This is a genomic window from Marinobacter sp. LV10MA510-1, assembly GCF_002563885.1.
GTDB lineage: Bacteria > Pseudomonadota > Gammaproteobacteria > Pseudomonadales > Oleiphilaceae > Marinobacter.
Genome location: NZ_PDJA01000001.1, coordinates 3957505 through 3974052, shown reverse-complemented (window position 1 = coordinate 3974052; position 16548 = coordinate 3957505). Strand labels below are relative to the sequence as shown.

The window sequence follows — 16548 nt, the reverse complement described above, 5'->3', positions numbered from 1 at the left end:
TTCAGTCTTGCCGTTTCTACAGAATTTTCTTGTGTCAGCATTCGTTTATCGTGACAGTACCTCATATACTGACAGATCAGGGCTCACCGCCCTTTTTTCATGTTCCAGATACAGTAGGGGTGCGCACGGAATGAAACGCCTGGCAACATTGGATGCGTCTTGGCTAGCGGTCGAGTCTGACGATACCCCCATGCACGTGGGCAACTTGCAAATTTTCAGCCTGCCCGAAAACGCCGCGCCTACCTTCACCGGCGACCTGGTCAAAAGCATGAAGCAAGCCGGTAATGTTGAGCTCCCCTGGGGATGCAAGCTGGTATGGCCAAGTTTTCTAGGTCGCGTTTTAGCGCCCACCTGGAAGCACGACAAGCACATTGATCTGGACTATCACGTACGCCACTCGGCCTTGCCAAAACCCGGCGATGAACGGGAACTGGGAGTACTTGTATCGCGCCTGCACTCCAATCCGCTGGACCTGTCGCGGCCGCTGTGGGAATGCCACATGATCGAAGGGCTGGAACACAACCGTTTTGCCCTGTACACCAAGATGCACCACTGCATGATTGACGGCATCAGCGGCGTGCGACTGCTGCAAAGAGTACTGAGCAAATCCCCCGACGAGCGCGGCATGCTGCCGCCCTGGTCAGTAAGGCCGGAAAGCCGGCGCGGCAGCAAGACCGACAGCGAAGCCAGCGTACCGGGCGCCATTTCCCAAGCCATGGGCGCTCTCAAGCTGCAGTTGGATCTGGCGCCGCGGCTGTGGCAGGCCAGCAATCGCCTGATTCACTCGGTGCGCCATCCGGAAGACGGCCTGACCGCTCCTTTCACTGGGCCGACTTCCAAAATCAATCATCGGGTTACCGGCCAGCGCCGTTTTGCCACCCAGCAGTTCCGGCAGGCAGACATAAGAGCCATGGCCAAAGCGTCTGGCGGTTCAATGAACGACATTGTGCTGTATTTGTGCGGCACCGCGCTGCGGCGCTTTCTTCTGGAGCAGGACGACCTGCCAGAAACGTCGCTGACCGCAGGTATCCCGGTTAATATTCGTCCTGCAGGCGACGACGCCACCGGCACCCAGATCAGCTTTATGATTGCCGCCCTGGCCACCAACGAACCCGACCCGTTAACGCGCCTGCAATCCATCAAGGAATCCTCGTGCAAAGCCAAAGAGCACTTGCAAAAGTTGCCTAAAAAAGCGTTGACCCAATACACCATGATGCTGATGTCGCCCTACATATTGCAGCTGATGTCTGGCTTGGGCGGGCGCATGCGACCGGTATGGAACGTGACAATCTCTAACGTTCCGGGGCCCACCGAAGATCTTTATTACGAAGGCGCGAAACTGGAGGCCATGTATCCGGTGTCTCTGATTACACACGGCGGAGCGCTGAACATTACTTGCTTGAGCTATGCCGGATCGTTGAACTTTGGCTTTACCGGTTGCCGCGACACCTTGCCAAGCATGCAAAAATTAGCGGTGTATACCGGGGAAGCATTGGAAGAACTTAGAACCCTGGTGTTAGCGCCAAAGAAAAAGCCCAGCCCGCGCAAGCCTAAACCGGCTGCAAAAAAGAAGCCGGCTGCGAAAAGCGACACTAGCTGATCTGTAGCAGCCGCAGCAACTGCGATTGCTGTGGCTGCTGCACCACATCGGCCAGGGTGTAGGTGTCCAGGGTTGCTAAAAAGGCCTGCAAGGCTTCCCGTAACATCGATTGCAAACCGCAAACCGGGGTAATGCAACACTGATTGTTCGCGGAAAAGCACTCAACCAGATTGAAATCCGGCTCGGTATCGCGCACTAAAGCACCAATATTGATGGAGCTCGGCAGACGCCGCAGCCGCATGCCACCATTTTTGCCTCTCACTGTTTCTATGTAGCCCTTAATGTTGAGCTGGTGCACCACCTTCATCAGGTGGTTCTTGGAAATATCATAGGCATCGGCTACGTCCTGAATGGTAACCAGCCGGTCGCCACAAGCCGCCAGGTAAACCAGCACTCGCAGGGAATAATCGGTATAACGGGTAATGTGCATAAACTACTCCAGCTAGCATACAACTGACATCAATAGGTCGGACGGGTCAGCAAATAGCATGCAACAGCCACCAGCGTAATCCCCACTATTATTAAAACCAGCGGCTTAGCGCCGCCCCAGAACAAAAAACCCCAGCTTAGCGTCATCATCGAGCAGGCAAGCGCTTTGGCACTGGCCGGAACGGCCTGGCGGGTGCGCCACTGCAAAATAACAGGGCCAAACTTAGGGTGATTATCTAACCAAAAAGCAAAGGCCGGCGACCCCTTGCTGGCAAAGAAAGCAGCCAGCAAAACAAAAGGGGTGGTCGGTAACACCGGAAGAACCACGCCGACCATCGCAAAAAACATCGAGATATACGCGAGTACACGGAATCCGGTTTTGCGATAATGGTTACTCATAGTGCTGATCTCACAGCCATTAAACTATAGCTTCAGTATAACCTTGATCAGTGGACCGGTCTGCCCAAACGACTCAGAAAAACCAGCCTCACAATGTAGGCAATTTTGATACCCACCGCGAACAACAAGGTGCCAATGTGGGCCAGAACCTGCAGCATCATTGGCAACCAGCCCGCCAACGGGTAAGCCAGAGCAACGCTCACCAGCAGGCCCAGCACCGACCAGACAATTGCGCTATTGGCACGAAACAGCATCTTTTCCATCTTTTTACCCTCTGCCATCTTTAAAGATCTATTTTATAGTTATCTTTAAGAAAAGCACAATCTTTTCTGACCTGCGAATGATCTAGATGATGTGCCCTCCAAATTCAGGCAAAGCTACCCCGCCAGTGGTATCGGATTTCACGCTGTGGTCTGCGATACTCTGTGCTATAACTTCTGAAAGATTCGAACTGGCTGCTACGGGAACCGTGCCAATGTCTAACACTAAGCTGACAGATCGCTTCGGGCGCACCATCAATTACGTGCGTTTATCGGTGACCGACCGTTGCGACTTCCGTTGTGTTTACTGCATGGCAGAAGACATGACGTTTCTGCCCCGTCAACAGGTACTCACCCTGGAAGAAATCGCCAGGCTGGCGCGCAATTTTGTGGAGCTGGGCACCGAAAAAATACGCCTGACCGGCGGTGAACCACTGGTGCGAAAGGGCATTGTTGATCTGGTAAAAGAAATCGGTAGTTATGGCCTGCGTGATTTCGCCATGACCACCAACGGCAACCAGCTGTCCTCCATGGCAGAGCCGCTGCGCAAAGCAGGACTTCATCGCCTGAACATCAGCCTGGATTCGCTAGACGCCGATAAATTTCACAGCATTACCCGCACGGGCAAACTGTCAAAGGTGCTTGACGGCATAGACGCCGCCCGCGAGGCCGGCTTCCGTGGCATTAAACTGAACACGGTAGTGATGAAGGGCCGCAACGATCAGGATGTGCCCGAACTGGTTGAGTACGCCCGCCGCAAGCAGGTAGACATCACCTTTATTGAAGAAATGCCCCTGGGCGAGATTTCCGAACACGATCGCGGCGAAGCCCTTTGCACCAGCGACGAAGTGCGCGAGATCATTACCCGCCATCACGAGCTGGTGCCTGCCACCGCAGACTCCGGTGGTCCGGCGCGCTATTACCGCATGACAGACAGCCCGATTCAGGTTGGTTTTATTTCACCCCATTCCCACAACTTCTGCTCTACCTGCAACCGGGTGCGGGTCACCGTGGAAGGCCGCCTTCTGCTGTGTCTGGGCAATGAACACTCCGTGGACCTGCGTCGAGTACTGCGCGCTAACCCCATTTCTGACCAACGCCTGCAAGATGCCATCGCCCAGGCGATGGATTTAAAACCGGAAAAACACCACTTTTCCGTCAACGGTGAGGTGCAGGTGCTGCGTTTTATGAACATGACCGGCGGCTAAGGCGGACCAAGGCGCGCTTCAAGCAGACCTCAGACGCACTCCAGGCAAACAAAAGCCTCAACAGAACCGGAAAACCCCGCATCGCGGGGTTTTTTGTTGGCTAGCCCCATTAACTTCAACTTCGCTTATTTTTCACACAAACTTTGCGCGGTTGCTATGCTGTTCTAACGTGCTCTTTAACAAAACCAATCATAAAACGCCATGAAAAACTATCAAACCGACGTTGCCGTGATCGGTGCCGGCCTGGCCGGCATTGTAACCGCGCTGGAACTCTTAGATTGCGGCTATACCGTTGCATTACTGGACGGCTCGCCAGACGGAGCTCTGGGTGGCCAGGCCAACGATGCCTTCGGTGGCATGCTGCTTACAGGCACCGCGGAACAGGCCCGTAACCGCATAAAAGACAGCCCCGAACTGCTACTGGCAGACTGGCTGCGCGCCGGCGAATTTCAAGCCGACGACCACATAGCCTGGGGCTGCGGCCGCGGCATCGCCAACACCGTGGTGTGCAGTGGCGGCATTAACGGCAACCTGGAAAAAGTACGCCAAAACTGGGACACCTGCTACGGCCCGCCGCCATTCGTCAACGCTTGGTCAGCCGCAAAAGCCTTGGCGGCATCCCCAAGCGTTTTCAGTAAAAAATGGCGACAGAACAAAATCAGAAAAGTGCTGGTTGGAACCGCCTCACAAAACTGTGCAGAGCCATGGATGGCGGAGCCCAAGCCGCACAGGGACGTTTTAAGGCGTGTTTTGGGAGTCAGTCCGCCAAGCGGTCTGCCCCCCTGGTTGCGGTGTGATCAGTGTTCCATCGAACCGTGATTCATGGAGCCTTGCCCCGTAGAGCCATGATCCATAGCTGCCGGACGGGCAGCGTTTAAATCATCCATTGTAATGTCAGCAAACGCTTTTACCTGGCCACCGAATTCAGCGGCAAAACCGTCGGCAGCCGTGCTGTCTGCAAACGACGCCAGCGTGGGGCCCATGGCGCCCAAGCGCTCGGAGCCAATAACGTAAAACGCCTCGCGGGCATCGATTAGCGCCGTATCCACCGGGCTGTCCCATTCGGATTGCGCCATGTCGTGAACGTACAGAGTGTGATCGCGCTTTACGTTTTCTGGCTGCAACACCCAAGAGAACATGTCTTTTGTGGAGCAAAACTTGTGTACCTGCTGTTGCTTCTCGGTAATCACCTCCCCTTTCGGCCCGGGGAAGCCTGTTATTGCCATACCGCAAACGTGGCACTCGTCGCCGTCTTCCATATGCACCGCCGCCGGTTTTTCTATTGTGCTTTGCGTTGTCGGCTCAGAACAGCCTGCCAGCGCGAAAAAGCCCGCGAGCAACAGCAACAATCTCAGGGCGGGCACCCTGGTAAACCGACGACCTTCGTTAACGATACTCATCCGGAAAAACTCCATTCTAAGGAACAGTTTTTGAGTGACAGCAACCTGAAACACATGCAGAGAGCTTTAAATCCGACGCTTGCGAAATAACGCCCAGGCGAGAGTCAACGGCGCTACGCACCACAGCACCAACCCCAGCCAAAGGCCGCTTTGGCCGATGGGCAAGTCGTTGCCAAGACTCAGCACTCCACTGAGCTGACGACCCTCACCAAAGGCCAGAATATTCAACAAACGGTAGATATCTGTCGGGTTCAGCATCAGCAACCAGGGCAGCAGTTCCGGGTTTAGCTTGCCTTCGCTGGCCACCAGTGAGCCCAGTAGCAGTAGGTCGAACACCAGCACAAAGAAAAACCAGATCGCCAAGGCCAGGCCCGCGGCAACCGGCTTCTCGCTAGCGCGCACGCTCACCACATAAGCCAGGGCTATAAAGCCCCAGCCCAACAAAATGGTAGAGCCAATAAATCGCAGCATCGCCAGTGCCAGGCTTATAATGCCTACGTCTTCTACCAGCACGGCAATGGCAATACCCGCTACACCAAAACCCAGAATCGTGGCAAACGCCAAAGTCAGGCCGTGGCCCAGAAACTTGCCGAACAACAACTGACCGCGGCTAAGGGGATAGGTCATAAGCAGCAATAAAGTGCCGCCTTCGTCTTCGCCAACGATCGCATCATAGGCCAGTAGCAGCCCGATCAACGGAATCAGGAAGATGCCCAGGCTGGCCAGGCTGGCGATGGTCGCGGGGGTAGATGCGTAGCCGACCTGACCGGACGCAGCCGCACCAAACCAGGCGATGCCCACGGCCAGAACAGCAAACACAACAGCAATGGCCAGCAGCCAGCGGTTACGCAAGCTGTCGCTAAGCTCTTTACGGGCGATGGTCCATACGCTGTTCATTGCAAACCCCCACGGTGAGCCAGGCCACCGGAGCCAATAAAGTGCACGTAAATGTCCTCCAGGGTGGGCTGGTGAATGCCCACGTCCGCCACTTCGCCGGAGGCCATTAGCGCCGTCAGCAGTGGCATTTTATCGGCGGGGCGTACATCAACCTGCAAACGGTTGTTCACCGATTTCATCACCGGGCTGGTGGCGCTTTCGCACTGACGAATGACGTTTTCCAGGGAATCCAGAGAGCCCGTCGGCTCCAGCATCAACGTGACCGGCATATTGGCCTGGCGCCGCAGCGCTTCCAGATTGCCGGTGGCCTTCAAGGCGCCGTCGGTCAGAATCGCCGCGCGGTCGATATAAGGCTCCACACCCGGCAACACGTGGGAACAAAGCACAATGCCGGTGCCGCTATCACGCAAGATGCGCAGTAGTCGGTACAGATCGGCGGTCGCGACCGGGTCAAGCCCCACCGTGGGTTCGTCCAGCATCAGCAGTTTTGGCTTGCCCAATAACGCCTGAGCCAGGCCCAGGCGCTGGCGCATGCCCTTCGAATAGGTTTTCACCCGCGCTTCCATGGCATCGTCTAACCCAACCTGGGTCAGCAGCTCCGGCACCTGGCGCAAGTCTGCACCTTTCAGACGAGCGAAGTGCGCCAGAATTTCACGGCCGGTCAGCTGCGGGTAGAACATCACGTTTTCCGGTAAATAACCGATGTGCCGGGTTACCTGGGGGTCGCCCGCACTGCCATCCAGCACCGACAAAGAACCCCCTACCGGCTGCATTAGACCCAGAATCAGCTTGATGGTGGTGGTTTTACCAGCGCCGTTGTGGCCAAACAGGCCCAGAATTTCCCCAGGCTCCAGGCGCAAATCCACACCCTGCAGCACAGTGGCTTTGTCGTAACGGTAACTGACATTTTCAAGACGAAAACAGCTCATTGCGGCTCCGCAGAATTCGGGTTAGAAACAGCCGATGGAACGCGTTCGGGCTCAGGTGGATACATCAGCGGATGGGAATCCTGAACCCCGGCGGCCTTGATCACCGGAAACGCATCCTGCACCCAGCGCAGGGTATCCACCGCCGGGCTGAACATCAGCACTTTGGCTTCCGGATAGGTCCATAGAAGACGATCGACGTTATCATTAGGCTCGTAAGGAACGTCACCGGTGCCGTCCTGGTTACGATCCCAGCCCAGGTAGTCACTCCAGTAATTACCCACGCCGTCTTTCGACCACTCCTGGGTGCGGGTGGCCACATACTTTACCTGGCGCTGGTTATTCACGAAGGCATTGTTGAACATCGTGTTGTCTTCCGAACCGGCGGTTAAGTGAATGCCAATATTGCTGTTGGCAAACACGTTATCGGTAAAGATGTTGTACAGAGAGTTGTAAATAAACACCGCCTTACCCTCGGCACCGGACATCGCCGCCCCGGCAAACTGCCCCTTGGACACACCGGTAACCACATTACCCCGCAGCTCGGACTGGGTAATAAAATTCATCAGAATGCCGTAATTCTCATCGTTCTCGGAACGGTTGTTCAGCACCGTCAACCGCTTACTCTGCATCAACGCATAGCCGGTGCGCGTATTACGGGTAACATTGTTTTCCAGCAGATTGTCCATCGAATACATGTAATGAATGCCATAGCGCAAATCGGCCATCACATTGTTACGAATGCGGTTGTTGTTAGAGGTTTCAATATAAATCCCATCGCGGGTCTGACGAATATCATTGCCTTCAATCAGCGCGCCCTGAACATTGAACAAATGAATGCCATTGCCCCGATCGTTGGAGCGCATACTGGCATCGCCACGAATCACATTGCCAAGAACCGTCGCATCCGGCGTAGCATCCAACCACACCCCAAACGCCGGACCCTGCAAGTTATTATCCGCAACCGTAACGCCCTGAGCCTCACGGGCCACAAAAATTGCCGCGTCCAGCTTGTTAAGGTCTGAACCCCAGTTACGCACCGTGCAGCCGCTAAACGTCACACCTGTCGCCACAATATGAACAGTTCTGCCCTCACCGCCGCCATCAATCACAGTATCGGCATGGCAGCGAACCGTCACATCCGCCACCCGGATAACGATCGGTGAAACCTGTTCAGGCGGCAGCTCAAAAACCACCCCCGGTTCCAGCGCATCCAGCTGTTGCTGGATATCCGCTTGTGCGGTTAGCGGTAGCAAAACGACGGTAAAGACCGCTACTACGCGTAAAAGTTGGTGCATCAATGATTACTCAGTAAGGTAAAAACCGCCAAACTCTGGCGAAGCAAGAGAAGAAGGCTTTCCAAAACTGTGCGGAGCCATGGATGGCGGAGCTCAAGCGTCCCATGGACGGGCTTGAGCGTGTTTTGGAAAGCCTTCTTCTCTTGATTCGCTTCTCCGAAATACCGTAAAAAACCGGAGCCTTAGAACAGGGCTCCGGCCAAACCACTTAATCAGGCCTTTTCGACCAACATCCGCCCCGTCATCTCCATATGGAGAGCGTGGCAGAACCAGTTGCAGTAATACCAATGAACACCCGGCTTATCAGCCACAAACGTCACCGAAGACGTCTGCTGCGGACTGATCTCCATGCTCACACCGTGATTCACCACCGAAAAGCCGTGAGTAACGTCCTCAATGGTGTCCAGGTTGGTCACATACACCGTCACCTCGTCACCCTGCTTCACCGTGAACTCGGTTGTGCCAAACATAGGCGCCACCGACGTCATATAAACGCGCACTTTTTTGCCGTCGCGGATGATCTTGTTATCGCCTTCCAGCGTGATACCGTCTTTCTCGGCCTGGGCGCGGGCACTGGCGAAGTACGGATCGTCACGGGTATAGATTTTCTTGGTTTTGATCTGATCACGACGCACCATAATGCAATCGTGTGGTTCGGCGAAGGCCGGGCCATCGTGCACCAGCTTCATTTCATCGCCAGAAATATCGATCAGCTGATCGTTCTCCGGGTGCAAAGGGCCAACCGGCAGGAAACGGTCTTTCGAGAACTTCGACAACACCACCAGCCACTTGCCATCGGCATCGCGGGTTTCAGTCAGCGACGCGTGGTTGTGGCCCGGCTGGTAATGCACATCCAGTTTCTGGCGCAGGTAGTTTACGTCTTCACCGTTGTAATGCTTGATAGCATCCGCAATGTTCCACTTCACCACCTGGCTGTCGATAAACAGCGTGGTGTAGGCGTTACCGCGGCCATCGTACGTGGTGTGAAGAGGCCCGAGACCCAGCTCGGGCTCAGCAACAATCACGTCACGGAGCTCGATTTTGTCGTCAAACACATCGTCCAGTTTGTCGATGGCAATCACCGAACAGGTTGGCGACAGCTTGCCAGCCGCAATGAAGTACTTGCCATCCGGTGACGTGTTCACGCCGTGCGGGTTCTTCGGCACCGGAATGTAACGGGTCAACGGGGATTTGCTGCGGCCATCCACCACGGGCACTTTGGAGTCGCCCAAGGTTTTGAAGTCGCCGTTTTTAACCGCTTGCTCGATGCGTTCAACGTTAAACACCACCACCCAGTCGCGATCGTTACGCATGGTACCGGCCAGGTCTTTCGCTTTCTCAGAGTTGTAGCAGGTAGAGGCCGCGTATTTGCCGGTGTAGTCAGCGTCAGTGTTGTCCAGGTTGCCGTCGACAATCACCTGCCAGGCCACTTCCATGGTTTCCGCATCCAGGGCGTTGAACATGGTGTAGCTGTTCTCCATCGAGAAATCGCTGCCATCGTTCGGGTGCGGAATCACATATTCGGCGTTGCAAAACACGTATTTGGTGTAAGGCACTTTCTGCAGGCGCAAACCGTGAATGGCCTGCACGTTAGGAATGTGGGTAATCTTGTCGCACTTCATGATATCCAGACGGATACGGGCCACGCGGGTGTTGGCTTTGTCGTTGATGAACAGGTACTTACCGTCGTAACGGCCGTCGGTCATGGAGATGTGCGGGTGGTGACAGTCGCCGTTCAGAAATTTGTTGTCGTGGCCCAGTACGTCTTTGCTTTCGTTGGTCAGGCCCCAACCGGTTGCTGAATCCACGTTGAACACCGGAATACGCATCAGCTCGCGCATAGACGGTATACCCATTATCCGCACTTCGCCCTGGTGGCCACCGCTCCAGAAACCGTAGTACTCATCCAGCTCGCCCGGGCCCACCTCAATGTTATTGCGTGCTTCTTTGGCTGCGGCTGCAAAAGCCTCACGGCTCATGACTGCGCCGCCAAGGCCAGCTACACCGGCAACACCAGCCACCGCGGTGGCGCCCAGAAAACGCCGGCGACTCAGGCCGAGGTGTTCTGTTTTCGCCAGTTCTTTATGACCTTGCTCATGGTCTTTGCTCATGATGCTCAACTCCGTTTCAGTTTTGGGGGTTATTCTTTTTTCGTTATGGCACTGCTTTTCATTTCACTTCGACGATTGGAATCTGTTCCGGGCGCCCCGGCGAATTTTGGCCACGGCGCTTGCCGCGGTGCTTCACAATCAACGGCGGGCACTTGTTGTCGTCGAAATAAGTCACCTGGCAGTCAAGGCAGTAGTGGCATTCCATGAAATTGATGGTGCCGTCTGGGTGAATAGCCTGTACCTCGCATTCTTTTTCGCACAGGCGGCAGGGGGTGCCACATTCCTTGCGACGCTTGAGCCAGTCGAATACCCGCAGCTTGGTGGGCAGCGCCAGCGCGGCGCCCAGCGGGCACAGGTAGCGGCAATACACCTTGCGGGTGAACAGGTTGATCACCAGCAACACCACCGCGTAGAGCACAAACGGCCAGGTGCGGGCGAAATGTAAGGTAATGGAGGTTTTGAAAGGTTCGATTTCCGCCAGTCTTTCTGCCATCGCCATGGATTCCAGCGACACCCCGAAAAGCACCAGCAGAATGATGTACTTGATGGCCCAAAGGCGTTCGTGCACGGCAAACGGCACGCTGTACTGGGGTATTTTCAGCTTGCGGGCGATTTCATTCAACAGCTCTTGCAGCGCACCAAACGGGCACAACCAACCGCAATAGACCGCGCGGCCCCAAAGCAACACAATGCCGGCTACCACAGCCCACAATATGAACATGATCGGGTCGATCAGGAACGTCTGCCAGCTAAAACCAGACATGAAACTGTGCACAAAAGTCAGCACGTTCACGATGGACAACTGGCCCAAGGCGTACCAGCCAATAAAGAACAGGGTGTAGGTAAGAAAGCCGTGGCGAATCCAGCGGGTTAAATTGGGCCGCTTTACCAGCCAGTCCTGGAAGAACAGAACAAACATCAGCACCAATATGCCTGCGCCCAGTACCACAATCTGGAACTGCTTCTGGTACCACACTTGCACCCACATGGGTTGGGTTTCCAGCCATTCTTCCTGGCTGACCACAACGTCCGCACGGGTGTAATACTGATCGGGCAGTTGGTATTCCAGCGGGAACACCTGGAATTTGCTGTCCAGCGGGCCGGTCTGGCGCTTTACTGTCAGTTCGAGGGTCCAGGGCGTACCCGGGTCAAAGTTGTACTGTTGGCGAATGATGAAGATCGCCATTTCGGAAAAGTCCGGCATGCCTTCGCTGTACACATCGCTTAAACGATAGAAGTCGAGGTCGCGGAAGTTGAAGGTGTCACCAAACTGGCGAATCTGAATGCGGTCGAAAATGCCGCCGCGCACATAGCCGGAGCCCTTGAACGAATAGGAGCCGCTGGCCATCACCGCAATGGCGTGTTCGCCTTCTTTCAGCAGAGAGTTCAACCATTCGTACTGGCTTTCACCCAGCAGATTGCGACCAATGGTGGGGGCGTCCAGATAGGCTGCATACAGGTCTATCAATGCGTCTTCACGCTGATCGGGAGCGGCGGCCTCTACGCCTTCCGCGTCGGTGCCTTTAAACGAGTCATCCACTTGGCCACGGGTCAGTAGCAGGCGGCGAATGGAGCCATCGTCCGTCAGTTGCTGCCAGTTGGCTTGCTGAAACTGCTCGTTATTAACCGCCGCAATGGGTGGTCGCTTTACGCCCGCATCTTTCACCAAGCCAAGTTCTACGCCAACTCTGTGGGCCGTGCGCATGATAACTTCGTTCACCACCATCACCGTAACGGTCGCGCCGGACAAGCCGTCGACTGCCACCTTGCGCTCGTTGGTGTTGCCGCCCACAGTAACCCGTTGGTCAGCTTTCAGGCCGGTGTACTGGTCGGTAAAGTCGTGCAGCTTGTACTCGGGAATGCCAATCAGCAGAATTGGCTCGGAGTGATGAATCACGCGGGTTTTAAGGATTTCACCGGCGGTATTCATCAATACCTGAATGTTCAGGGGTTTGCCCGAATAGGCGGGGGTTTGCACGAAGTCGAGGCTTTGGTAGGTGTAGCCCACCAGCTCTTCGCCAGCGAAGAGTTCGCCAATGGCGCGATTGCTCTCGCGGGGGCGCACCTCGGTGACCTGAGGCAGGGTTTGCGTGATCACCTGGCGGCCTGAAACAGGCTGGTACTGGTCAACGGGGTCGGCTTTTACATGGTCGACGCCTGCGAACAGTGCCAGTACCAACGCCATTACAATCAGATTTACGATATTGCTAAAACGGATACTCACAACATGTCCCCGCTGACTATAGTTGTTGCACAGATTAGATTATTTAAAAGTAATTAGAATACCTCTTATGGGATACACCTAGGAGGCTGTTGATACCGCCCTATCTCTGATTAGCGCCGATGGCAGACGGCCATCAGCGCTTACAGCTAACCCAGGCTAACGGCTTCACCACTGGCGTCCAAAGGCAAGTAATTGCCAACGTGGCCCATACGAATGCTTTCGACCATCATGGTCATCGGCTGCTGTGTTTCGTCGCTGGACGGAGGAACGCCGCCACGGCCAGACATAGCCGCCACGAATACGACGTCCCAGTTCTGACCCGTGTTGCGGGACTCGTCCACCAGCTGACTGAAATCTGCGACTTCGGCAGGGGGTTTATCAACGCAGACCACCGGCGAAAGTGCGCCGCCTTCGCCTCGCTCAAATGCTGCGCGTTCGTCGGCATTGGCATCGTCTGGCAGCTCGGCGCGGCAGAACACAAACAAAAGACGCTGGGGTTCGTGTTCTTGTTTGGTAGCGGCAATCAATTCGCGGTAGTTGCTGATCATTTGATAAATCCTTATAAATAGTGACTATTGGCTTATCTGAATCAGCTTGCTCGGGTCGGAAATAAACACCCGGCTGCGATTTACCCGCACCAGGCCGTTGGATTTCAGGTCGGCCAGAATGCGCGAAAAAGTTTCCGGCTGCATGGCAAGGCGCGACGCCACCAGGCATTTGGGCAGTGGCAATTCCACTTCACCACCCTGCTCGCTGCCTTCTGGCAACAAATCTACTAAATAGCGAATCAGCCGATCGCGGGCGCTCTGCACGGTCATGATTTCCAGATCGTGAAAACGAGTCACTGCGCGCATAGCGTAGTGGCGCAAAGCGGCCTGGGTATAGCTGTGATGGGTGTCCAGCAAGTCCTGATACGCTTTCACCGGAATCATCAGCACTTCGCTGTTTTTCAGGGCTTCGGCGTAACAGGCGTAACGGGCGGGATCGGCGTATATCATTACTTCGGCAATGCAGTCGCCTGGCGCGATGCTGTCCAGCGTGCGGTCGATGCCTGATGCATCCAGCCGGTACAAGCGCAAGCGGCCGGACAACACAAAGAAGAAGTGGTGGGCCGGCATGTCCTGGCGATACAGCAACTGGTGATGGCCCAACCGCAAGCGGCGGGCATGATGCAGGAGCTCTTGTAGGTCATCTTCTTCCAGAGCGCTGAACATGGCGTGGCTGCGCAACAGCGCCAAGCTGTCTTCGTGGTCACCAGGCTTAACCGCCACCAGAACCGGTTTTGAGTAGTTCATGGGGGTGTCCTGCGTGCGAGTATCGGCAGCCTGTATCAGCGCCATGGCGGCATCCTCTTTAGCGTGTTCATGCATTCATAATCTATGTATGAATACTAAAGGGATCAACTGTAAAAATCGCTCCCTCTTCGGAGGTAACCCATTAGCAGTGCGGCCTGCACTGTTTCCAGCCAGGCCGCACATATTGCTTTTAAAATCCGCAACCGGATCTATTGCATCAGTGGTGAATCCGGCAATTCCAGATCAACCCCTTTAACACCGGCTTCGGCCGCTAACACCTGCAAGTACTGGCGGCAGGCGCGGCGGGTCACACTTTCGCTCAGGTACTGGCGGATTTTTGGTTTTACATGCTCGTAAGGCAATGGCTGGCCATCAATGCGCTGGTCTACGCGCACAATGTGGTAGCCGTAACGGGTTTCGATCAGCTCGGAATGCAGGCCTTCCTTCAAATTCAGCACCGGGCGCTCAAACTCGTCGACGGTCTGGCCTTTGCTGATCTGCCCGAGGCTGCCGGCTTGATGGCGAGATTCGCAGGCTGAATACTGCTTGGCCAGGTCATCAAACCGTGAACGACCTTCAAACAGCGCTTTCAGCAATTGATCCCCTACTTCTTCCTGGCGCATTAGCTCGGCCACGTCATCCGGTGCCGCCGCCAGCAATATGTGGCTCACGGCCATTACCACCGGGCTGCAAAACCGCCTGGGGTTGGCGTTAAAGAAGCGCTCGCAGTCCTGCTCTGTCGGGTCTGGAACACCCAGCTCTGATTCAAGCACTTTGGCGATACGGTCTTCTTCATCCAGCTCTTCAGGCAGGTTCAACAGCGTGGCCTGGTCTAGCAGCAGCTGGCGTATTACCAGGCTTTTGGCCGCGTCGTGCCAGGCGGTTGCGGCTTCATCGGCGGGGTGATACTGCATTTCCCGCGCTATGTCATCTTCGTTGATCAGCGTGTCGCCAACGGTCACCGGTGGGAACCGGTTTCTGGGTTTTTCGGCTTCGCCGGTGGGTATCAATTGCATGGCATTTCCCTCTTCACGATGAAACTAAACTCGCTTGCGCACCACTTGGTACTTGCGGCCGAAATACTCTACCGGCACGCTGAGCATGTGCACCAGACGCGTGAACGGGAAGAGCACAAAGATCGTCAGGCCCAGAGCCATATGGGTTTTGTAGATCCAGTGCACATCCGCAATGTGCGATGCAGCATCAAACTGAAAGGTAAAGATGCCCTGAGCCCAGGCGGCCAGCAACAGCATGGTGCTGCCATCCAGATGGCCCAACGTGGGGTAAATGGTCAGCATACCCAGCGCCAGCTGAATCATCAGGATGACGATAATGGCGTCGTCAGCAAAGGTGCTGCTGGCCCGGACCCGGGGGTCCGTTAGCCGACGCATTGTCAGAACGCCGCCGCCGATAAGGGCCATGGTGCCAGCAATACCACCCACTACGATGGCCATAATCTGCTTTGTGCCGGCCGACATGAACCACTCGTATGCAAAATGCGGCGTTAACAACCCAACCAAATGGCCAAAGAACACGATCAGTATGCCCACATGGAACAGAGCGCTGGCCCAGACCATGTTTTTCTTGGTCAATATCTGGGTGGACTGAGCCCGCCAAGTGAACTGGGCGTTGTCGTAGCGCGCCCAGGTACCAACAACCATCACAACCAAGGCGATATAGGGATAAATCCCAAACACCAGTGTATGTAAATAGGACATTGTCATCTCCTCCTACGCGCTCAGGCGTTGTTCACCGGTTGTTGAGCCGGGCGAGGTGTAACATCCGCCATCAGCTGATCACTCAAGTGAATGGTTTGGGTTTGCTCCAATTCACGACGCCGCTGACCTACCACACCGCCGGTGCTACAGGAGCTGCCCTGATCATCCACAAACTTTACCATTTCCTCTTCCCACACTTTGTCCAGCGCTTCGGGGGTGTCGTCGCGCTCTTCCGAGGCCACAATCTTCGCCAGTTCCTTGCGGTCGGTTTTGCGGCCAGACAGTTCAAGCAGCGAGTCCATAATTCCGTGGTACACGCTTTCACGCTGGTATAGGCGCTCACCCAGCAAGCCAAGAATGTGGTGAATATCTTCCAGCCAGTTTTTGATCTCTTCCCAGGGCCGGGTAGACAGATATTCCATGAACAACGGCAGGTAATCCGGCAGTTCGCGGGCATCAATCTCCAGACCGTTGGTTTTGTATTGCTCCATCAGGTCTACCATGGCCTGCCCGCGATCGCGGGATTCGCCGTGCACGTGTTCGAACAACAGCAGGGACGTGGCGCGACCCCGGTCAAAAGTGGCTACGTAGCTTTCCTGCAGGTCCAGCAGATTGCCGTCGCAGAGCATGTCAATGCAGCGCAGCAGCTGCTCTTTGTTTTTGCGCGGCAAGCGGCTGTCTTCCAGCACCGCAGCCGTCAGCTCATCGCGGCCACGCTGTAGATCGGCGTTCGGGTATTCCAGCAACAACGCCATCACTTTTAGAATTTTCATAATCTGCTCC

Annotated in this window: 17 protein-coding genes; 3 read left to right on the top strand and 14 right to left on the bottom strand. The window is 55.4% G+C overall.

What is annotated here, in order from left to right; genetic code table 11:
• The first annotated feature begins 130 nt into the window (after positions 1-130).
• A complete protein-coding gene (locus tag ATI45_RS19160; RefSeq protein WP_098421196.1) occupies positions 131-1600 on the top strand; it encodes a WS/DGAT/MGAT family O-acyltransferase in 1470 nt (489 codons plus the stop codon).
• On the opposite strand, the gene ATI45_RS19155 is transcribed toward ATI45_RS19160, so the two are convergent.
• Genes ATI45_RS19155 through ATI45_RS19145 form a run of 3 tightly spaced genes read right to left on the bottom strand, consistent with a single transcriptional unit; the run spans position 1593 to position 2709 of the window.
• Positions 1593-2030 carry an RrF2 family transcriptional regulator gene (locus tag ATI45_RS19155; protein WP_098421195.1) on the bottom strand — a complete coding sequence of 146 codons (438 nt, stop codon included), beginning with the start codon at positions 2028-2030 and terminating at the stop codon, positions 1593-1595. The genes ATI45_RS19160 and ATI45_RS19155 overlap by 8 nt on opposite strands.
• A 29-nt stretch (positions 2031-2059) precedes the next feature.
• Entirely contained in the window at positions 2060-2428 is a 369-nt protein-coding gene (locus ATI45_RS19150; protein WP_098421194.1) for a YbaN family protein, read from the bottom strand.
• Positions 2429-2475: 47 nt separating this feature from the next.
• The gene (locus ATI45_RS19145; RefSeq protein ID WP_228706095.1) at positions 2476-2709 is read right to left on the bottom strand and encodes a hypothetical protein; all 234 of its coding nucleotides are present in this window, start codon (positions 2707-2709) and stop codon (positions 2476-2478) included.
• Between the two features lie 194 nt (positions 2710-2903).
• Here ATI45_RS19145 and moaA point away from each other — a divergent pair, with 194 nt between their 5' ends.
• Complete coding sequence (gene moaA / locus ATI45_RS19140) at positions 2904-3896, top strand: GTP 3',8-cyclase MoaA (RefSeq protein ID WP_098421193.1); 993 nt, start codon at positions 2904-2906, stop codon at positions 3894-3896.
• Between the two features lie 201 nt (positions 3897-4097).
• Entirely contained in the window at positions 4098-4715 is a 618-nt protein-coding gene (locus ATI45_RS19135; protein WP_098421192.1) for an FAD-dependent oxidoreductase, read from the top strand.
• Here ATI45_RS19135 and ATI45_RS19130 read toward each other — a convergent pair.
• From ATI45_RS19130 to narJ, 11 genes are all read right to left on the bottom strand, one after another.
• Positions 4694-5296: a nitrous oxide reductase accessory protein NosL gene (locus ATI45_RS19130; RefSeq protein WP_098421191.1), complete on the bottom strand. Its 603-nt coding sequence runs from the start codon at positions 5294-5296 to the stop codon at positions 4694-4696. The two genes, ATI45_RS19135 and ATI45_RS19130, sit on opposite strands and share 22 nt — an antisense overlap.
• Before the next feature lie 66 nt (positions 5297-5362).
• Entirely contained in the window at positions 5363-6193 is an 831-nt protein-coding gene (locus ATI45_RS19125; RefSeq protein WP_098421190.1) for an ABC transporter permease, read from the bottom strand.
• Positions 6190-7122: an ABC transporter ATP-binding protein gene (locus ATI45_RS19120; RefSeq protein ID WP_098421189.1), complete on the bottom strand. Its 933-nt coding sequence runs from the start codon at positions 7120-7122 to the stop codon at positions 6190-6192. Before ATI45_RS19120 ends, ATI45_RS19125 begins: the two co-directional genes overlap by 4 nt.
• The gene (locus ATI45_RS19115) at positions 7119-8417 is read right to left on the bottom strand and encodes a nitrous oxide reductase family maturation protein NosD (RefSeq protein ID WP_098421188.1); all 1299 of its coding nucleotides are present in this window, start codon (positions 8415-8417) and stop codon (positions 7119-7121) included. Before ATI45_RS19115 ends, ATI45_RS19120 begins: the two co-directional genes overlap by 4 nt.
• Before the next feature lie 212 nt (positions 8418-8629).
• Positions 8630-10528 carry a TAT-dependent nitrous-oxide reductase gene (gene nosZ, locus ATI45_RS19110; RefSeq protein WP_098421187.1) on the bottom strand — a complete coding sequence of 633 codons (1899 nt, stop codon included), beginning with the start codon at positions 10526-10528 and terminating at the stop codon, positions 8630-8632.
• A 58-nt stretch (positions 10529-10586) separates the two neighbouring features.
• Entirely contained in the window at positions 10587-12752 is a 2166-nt protein-coding gene (nosR, locus tag ATI45_RS19105) for a transcriptional regulator NosR (RefSeq protein ID WP_098421186.1), read from the bottom strand.
• A 146-nt stretch (positions 12753-12898) separates the two neighbouring features.
• Positions 12899-13300, bottom strand: coding sequence for a ribonucleotide reductase subunit alpha (locus tag ATI45_RS19100; RefSeq protein ID WP_098421185.1), 402 nt, complete (start codon positions 13298-13300; stop codon positions 12899-12901).
• Between the two features lie 24 nt (positions 13301-13324).
• A complete protein-coding gene (locus ATI45_RS19095; RefSeq protein WP_179888435.1) occupies positions 13325-14122 on the bottom strand; it encodes a Crp/Fnr family transcriptional regulator in 798 nt (265 codons plus the stop codon).
• Between the two features lie 134 nt (positions 14123-14256).
• Complete coding sequence (locus ATI45_RS19090; RefSeq protein WP_098421184.1) at positions 14257-15063, bottom strand: peptidylprolyl isomerase; 807 nt, start codon at positions 15061-15063, stop codon at positions 14257-14259.
• A 24-nt stretch (positions 15064-15087) separates the two neighbouring features.
• Positions 15088-15765: a respiratory nitrate reductase subunit gamma gene (narI, locus tag ATI45_RS19085; protein ID WP_098421183.1), complete on the bottom strand. Its 678-nt coding sequence runs from the start codon at positions 15763-15765 to the stop codon at positions 15088-15090.
• Positions 15766-15785: 20 nt separating this feature from the next.
• On the bottom strand, positions 15786-16538 hold the full coding sequence (gene narJ / locus ATI45_RS19080) for a nitrate reductase molybdenum cofactor assembly chaperone (protein WP_098421182.1): 753 nt from the start codon (positions 16536-16538) through the stop codon (positions 15786-15788).
• Positions 16539-16548: the final 10 nt, after the last annotated feature.

Excerpts from the sequence above, each read along its gene's own strand:
- ATI45_RS19135 (WP_098421192.1), top strand. The coding sequence starts at position 4,098 with ATGAAAAACTATCAAACCGACGTTGCCGTGATCGGTGCCGGCCTGGCC.
- narJ (WP_098421182.1), bottom strand. The coding sequence starts at position 16,538 with ATGAAAATTCTAAAAGTGATGGCGTTGTTGCTGGAATACCCGAACGCC.
- ATI45_RS19115 (WP_098421188.1), bottom strand. The coding sequence starts at position 8,417 with ATGCACCAACTTTTACGCGTAGTAGCGGTCTTTACCGTCGTTTTGCTA.
- ATI45_RS19100 (WP_098421185.1), bottom strand. The coding sequence starts at position 13,300 with ATGATCAGCAACTACCGCGAATTGATTGCCGCTACCAAACAAGAACAC.
- moaA (WP_098421193.1), top strand. The coding sequence starts at position 2,904 with ATGTCTAACACTAAGCTGACAGATCGCTTCGGGCGCACCATCAATTAC.
- ATI45_RS19150 (WP_098421194.1), bottom strand. The coding sequence starts at position 2,428 with ATGAGTAACCATTATCGCAAAACCGGATTCCGTGTACTCGCGTATATC.
- ATI45_RS19160 (WP_098421196.1), top strand. The coding sequence starts at position 131 with ATGAAACGCCTGGCAACATTGGATGCGTCTTGGCTAGCGGTCGAGTCT.
- nosZ (WP_098421187.1), bottom strand. The coding sequence starts at position 10,528 with ATGAGCAAAGACCATGAGCAAGGTCATAAAGAACTGGCGAAAACAGAA.
- ATI45_RS19145 (WP_228706095.1), bottom strand. The coding sequence starts at position 2,709 with ATGGCAGAGGGTAAAAAGATGGAAAAGATGCTGTTTCGTGCCAATAGC.
- ATI45_RS19130 (WP_098421191.1), bottom strand. The coding sequence starts at position 5,296 with ATGAGTATCGTTAACGAAGGTCGTCGGTTTACCAGGGTGCCCGCCCTG.
- narI (WP_098421183.1), bottom strand. The coding sequence starts at position 15,765 with ATGTCCTATTTACATACACTGGTGTTTGGGATTTATCCCTATATCGCC.
- ATI45_RS19120 (WP_098421189.1), bottom strand. The coding sequence starts at position 7,122 with ATGAGCTGTTTTCGTCTTGAAAATGTCAGTTACCGTTACGACAAAGCC.
- ATI45_RS19090 (WP_098421184.1), bottom strand. The coding sequence starts at position 15,063 with ATGCAATTGATACCCACCGGCGAAGCCGAAAAACCCAGAAACCGGTTC.
- ATI45_RS19155 (WP_098421195.1), bottom strand. The coding sequence starts at position 2,030 with ATGCACATTACCCGTTATACCGATTATTCCCTGCGAGTGCTGGTTTAC.
- ATI45_RS19125 (WP_098421190.1), bottom strand. The coding sequence starts at position 6,193 with ATGAACAGCGTATGGACCATCGCCCGTAAAGAGCTTAGCGACAGCTTG.
- ATI45_RS19095 (WP_179888435.1), bottom strand. The coding sequence starts at position 14,122 with ATGCATGAACACGCTAAAGAGGATGCCGCCATGGCGCTGATACAGGCT.